Source organism: Bradyrhizobium sp. Leo170, assembly GCF_004296405.1.
Classification (GTDB): Bacteria; Pseudomonadota; Alphaproteobacteria; order Rhizobiales; family Xanthobacteraceae; genus Bradyrhizobium.
Window position 1 is genome coordinate 1 of sequence record NZ_PSRR01000499.1, and the last position, 4,335, is coordinate 4,335.

The 4,335-nt window shown below is 63.9% G+C and carries 5 protein-coding genes; 1 reads left to right on the plus strand and 4 read right to left on the minus strand.

Features of this window, described 5'->3' with window-relative positions; translation table 11 throughout:
* Positions 1-68 precede the first annotated feature (68 nt).
* The 4 genes from CWO89_RS41255 to fixL all read right to left on the minus strand — a co-directional run bounded on the left by CWO89_RS41255 (position 69) and on the right by fixL (position 3,625).
* Positions 69-767, minus strand: coding sequence for a helix-turn-helix domain-containing protein (locus CWO89_RS41255; RefSeq protein WP_130583982.1), 699 nt, complete (start codon positions 765-767; stop codon positions 69-71).
* 232 nt (positions 768-999) lie between these two features.
* On the minus strand, positions 1,000-1,401 hold the full coding sequence (locus CWO89_RS41260; RefSeq protein WP_130583983.1) for a response regulator: 402 nt from the start codon (positions 1,399-1,401) through the stop codon (positions 1,000-1,002).
* An 87-nt stretch (positions 1,402-1,488) separates the two neighbouring features.
* Positions 1,489-2,106, minus strand: coding sequence for a response regulator FixJ (fixJ, locus tag CWO89_RS41265; RefSeq protein ID WP_130583984.1), 618 nt, complete (start codon positions 2,104-2,106; stop codon positions 1,489-1,491).
* Positions 2,096-3,625 (minus strand): sensor protein FixL, encoded by a 1,530-nt coding sequence (gene fixL / locus CWO89_RS41270; RefSeq protein WP_130583985.1) that lies wholly within the window; start codon positions 3,623-3,625, stop codon positions 2,096-2,098. The genes fixJ and fixL overlap by 11 nt, the downstream gene beginning before the upstream one ends.
* A 200-nt stretch (positions 3,626-3,825) precedes the next feature.
* On the opposite strand from fixL, the gene CWO89_RS41275 reads away from it, so the two are divergent.
* Complete coding sequence (locus CWO89_RS41275; RefSeq protein ID WP_130583986.1) at positions 3,826-4,254, plus strand: CBS domain-containing protein; 429 nt, start codon at positions 3,826-3,828, stop codon at positions 4,252-4,254.
* The last annotated feature ends 81 nt before the right edge of the window (positions 4,255-4,335 follow it).

A 4,335-nucleotide genomic window follows, 5' to 3' on the forward strand; every position in this document is an offset into this window, starting at 1 on the left:
TCAGTAGACGTGAATGGAAGTGTCCCGGGTTGCGCTTCGCTTCACCCGGGCTACGGACCTGCGCCGGATCAAACATCCATGTTGCGGAGGCGCTGGCGGTTGCGCAGCACGATCCGGCGGGCGCCGGAGAAGCCGAGCACGCCTTCGTCGTTCAGTTGCGACAGCGCGCGGGATACCGTCTCCAGTGTCAGTCCCAGATAATCGCCGATGTCGCGGCGGCACATCGGCAGCGCCATCATGCTCATGCCGGCAACCGCAAGGCGGCGATCCATCTCCAGGAGGAAATTGGCGACCCGCTCCATGGCGCTCTTGCGGCCGAGCAGGAGCATGTGCTCTTCGGCATGCTTGAGATCGCCCGCCGTCATGGTCCAGAGCTTGTGGGCGACCTGGACGTCGGTGCTGGCTGCCTGTTCCAGGCTGCGGCGCTTTACCAGGCGCACGGTGGTGTCGATGATGGCTTCCGCTGCCAGCCGGTGCTTGGCGCCGGACTCGAGCCCGAAGACGTCGCCGGGCAGATGGAACGCGCCGATCTGGCGGCGCCCGTCGGCGAGCAGCTTGTAGGTGCGGACCGCGCCGCGGATCACCTGGTAGACGTATTCGGCCGGCTCGTCCTCGCCGTAGATCTCCTCGTCTTTCCGGTAGGTGAATTCGGTGGCGATCAGGCCGGCATGTCCGGCCAGGCCGCAAAATGGCTCGGCAGGCGCATGGCCGCCCGGCACAGGCCGGTTAATGTTGAGGGAAGCGGCGGCGGGCGACTGGGTGAGCATGAGCCATCTCCTATGCAGCGGATGGCTTTTGGTACGCGGAACAGGCGAACGCGGAAATTTCGCTCCATGCCTTAAGGGCAAGCCCTTAGGTAGAATTACGGAGGTCGCGGTTGCGCGTTCGTAGCCCGGGTGGAGCGCTAGCGTAACCCGGGATGTCTGCGCCCGCGTTTGAGAGCGGCCCCGGGTTACGCTGCGCTCCACCCGGGCTACGGGGCTCCACCCGGGCCACAGGCTACGGGGCGGGCGAGGTCGATCGGTCGGTCTTGATCACGTCCCAGATGCGGGTGGACAGGCTGTCCTCGACATGCGGCTTGTGCAGCACATGGCGGATGCCGGCGGCCGCGGCCTTGGCCGGAATGGTCGCGTCGGGGTAGCCGGTGATCAGAATGATCGGCGTCTTGACGTCGCGCTGGCGCAGAATCCCGGCGAGGTCGATGCCGCTCATGTTCGGCATCTTGTAGTCGATCACGAAACAGTCGGCTCCGCCCATGGTCATGGCGTTCAGCAACGCCTCGGCGCTGCGGAAGGTGCGGACATAGAAGCCGTCGGTTTCCAGGAGGAAACGCAGCGACCCAAGCACGTCGGAATCGTCGTCCACGACGTAGACAAGGGGAGTTCTGGTGGGTGGGGGCATCGCGGCTGTTATCCAGCTTCCGGGCCGGCCATCCGGTCCGTCAACCCATATTTATAAGCCCGTCGATGCCGGCCGGCTTGATTCAGCTCAATCCTTGAGCGCCCCGGCCCGCATGGCCAGGCGGACCAGCTCCGAAAGGCTGCTCGCCTGCATCTTGGTCATCACATTGGCCCGGTAAACCTCGATGGTCCGAGGGCTGATATTGTAGTCGCGGGCGATCATCTTGTTGGAAAGCCCGGCCACCAGCCCGTCCATGACCTGCCGCTCGCGCGGGCTGAGCGAGGCGATGCGGGTGGCGACATCCTGGGCCACGGCCTCGTCGCGGGCGCCGGCCTCGGCCTGCCGTAGCGCGACGTCGATCATCGCGATCAGCCGGTCGTCCTCGAACGGCTTCTCCATGAAGTCGACCGCGCCGAGTCTCATCGCTTCGACGGCGAGAGGGACATCGCCATGGCCGGTCATGATGATGACCGGGAAGGCCCCGCGGCTTTCCTTGACGCGCTTCAGCAGCTCGATGCCGTCCATGCCGGGCATGCGGATATCTGACACCACGCAGCCGAACTCGACGGTGGGGAGGGTGTCGAGGAAGGCTTGCGCCGACTCGAACAGGCAGACTTCGAAGTCAGCCGAATCGAGCAGGAATTGCAGCGAATCCCGCATCGCGTCGTCATCGTCGATGACGTAGACATTTCCCCTACGTGCCATCTGTCAAACTCTCGTTCGGTACCGCCGGCAGCGTGAAACGGAAGGTCGCGCCGCCCGCCTGATTGGATTCGGCCCACATCCGCCCGCCATGCGCCTCGATGATCGAGCGGCTGATCGACAGCCCGACGCCCATGCCGGTTTCCTTTGTCGTGAAGAAGGTCTGGAACAGGTTCTTCTCCACATCCTCAGGAAATCCATGGCCGGTGTCGAACACCGATACTTCGATCATGTCCTCATCGACCGGCCGGTTCGAGGCGATCAATTCGCGCCGCTCGGACTGCGCCATCGCCTCCAGCGCATTGCGGAACAGATTGACCAGCACCTGCTGCACCTGGACGCGGTCGACCAGCACCAAGTCATATCGCGGATCGAGGTTGAAGCGGATCCGCACGTCCTGCTCGCGGGCGCCGGCAAGCCCGAGCGCGCCGGCTTCCTCGACCATCTTCGAGAGGCGTTCGACGCGCTTTTCCGATTCACCGCGGGCGACGAAGTCGCGCAGCCGGCGGATGATCTGCCCGGCGCGGATCGCCTGTTCGGCGGCGCGATCCATCGCGCTCTCGATCTTGGCGCGGTTCGGGTCATCGCTTGCGGCGAGCAGGCGGCGCGAGCCCTTCATGTAATTGCTGATGGCGGCGAGCGGCTGGTTGAGCTCATGGGCGAGCGCGGACGCCATTTCGCCCATTGCGCTGAGGCGCGAGACGTGGACGAGTTCCGATTGCAATTCCTGCAGCCGCGCCTGGGTCTGCTGGTGCTCGGTGAGGTCGCGGACGAAGCCGGTGAAATAGGGCACGCCGCCGGACTGCATCTCGCCGATCGACAAATGCATCGGGAAGGTGGTGCCGTCCCTGCGCTGGCCGGTCACGATGCGGCCGATGCCGATGATGTGGCGCTCGCCGGTGGTAAGGTAGCGCGCCACGTAGCTGTCATGGCGGGAGCGGTCGGGCTCCGGCATCAAGATGCTGACATTCTGTCCGATGGCCTCCTGCTCGGTATATCCGAACTGCCGTTCCGCGGCGCTCGAGAAGAACTGCATGATGCCGCGGCCGTCGATGACGATCATCGCGTCGGGGATCGTCTCCAGGATCGACTGCAGGTGCCCTTCGCGCGTGCGCAGGGCCTCCTCATGCTGCTTTTCCTCATCGATGTCGAGCGCGATGCCGGAAAGATGCGTAGACGTCTTGTCCCGCGTCAGACTGCCGCGCAGCCGCACCCAGTGGTTGTCGCCATCATTTCGGCTCAGCCGGTAGGCGAGGTCGAAGGCCTCTCCGCTCTCGGTCGCGCGTGAAATGGCCTGTTCGGTGCGCTGGCGGTCGTCGGGCTCGAGCAGCGAGAGGAAGAGCTCATAGCTGATCGGCGCGTCGTCGGGAACGCCGAACAGCCTGCGCGCGGTGGTCGACCAGGTGAGCTGCTTGGTCGCCAGATCGATATCCCAGCCGCCGATCCCGGCTCCCTCGGCACCGAGCCGAAAGCGCCAATCAGGGGCGCGGTCATCGGAGGGGGAGGGGTCGAGGCCAGTCAAACGCTTTTCCGGTTCTTCGCCGCAGGGGTGGATTCGTACAATGGTCTGGCAGATTATGGTCCGATTGGCCAGTCCTGCTCAAGGGGAGGAGGGGCTTCGTCCCGCAGTCGCTGTGACCCGCAGCAGGTGCGGTGATTGACCTCGGTCAATATGCCAGCGGGGCGGCTGGCTTAAATGAAGAACTGGACAGAGGATTCGCCTTGTACAAATTTCTCGAGCTGACCGCCGCCGATTACATGACGCGCGAGCCGAAGACGGTCTCGCGCGACATGACGATGGCCAAACTGTGCGAACGATTCGAGAAGGAGGACTTCAACACCTATCCCGTCGTCGACGGGACGCAGGTAGTGGGGATGGTCTCCAAATTCGATCTCTTGTCCTGCTTCGTCTTCACGCCGGCGCGCATCCTTCCGCGCTATGAGGATCTGATGCAGAAGACGACCGCCGATGTGATGACGTCGGAATTCATATATGTGGTGCCGGAGACACGGTTGACCCGCGTGCTCGAATTGATGATCAATCACCGACTGCGGAGCATTCCGGTGCTCGAAGGCGAACAGCTCGCCGGCATCATTTCCCGCGAAGACGTGATGCGCGCCCTGCGCGACTGCGCTGCCGCGGCAGGCTGATCCTGAGTCCAGTTTTAATAAAGAAATTCAGCGTGACGACGATTGATCATCACGCTGTAACAGGGCCGTGCCTCTAGGCCG

Bases quoted from the DNA above. Each gene is read 5' to 3' on its own strand.
- CWO89_RS41255 (WP_130583982.1), bottom strand. From the start codon at position 767: ATGCTCACCCAGTCGCCCGCCGCCGCTTCCCTCAACATTAACCGGCCT.
- fixJ (WP_130583984.1), bottom strand. From the start codon at position 2,106: ATGGCACGTAGGGGAAATGTCTACGTCATCGACGATGACGACGCGATG.
- CWO89_RS41260 (WP_130583983.1), bottom strand. From the start codon at position 1,401: ATGCCCCCACCCACCAGAACTCCCCTTGTCTACGTCGTGGACGACGAT.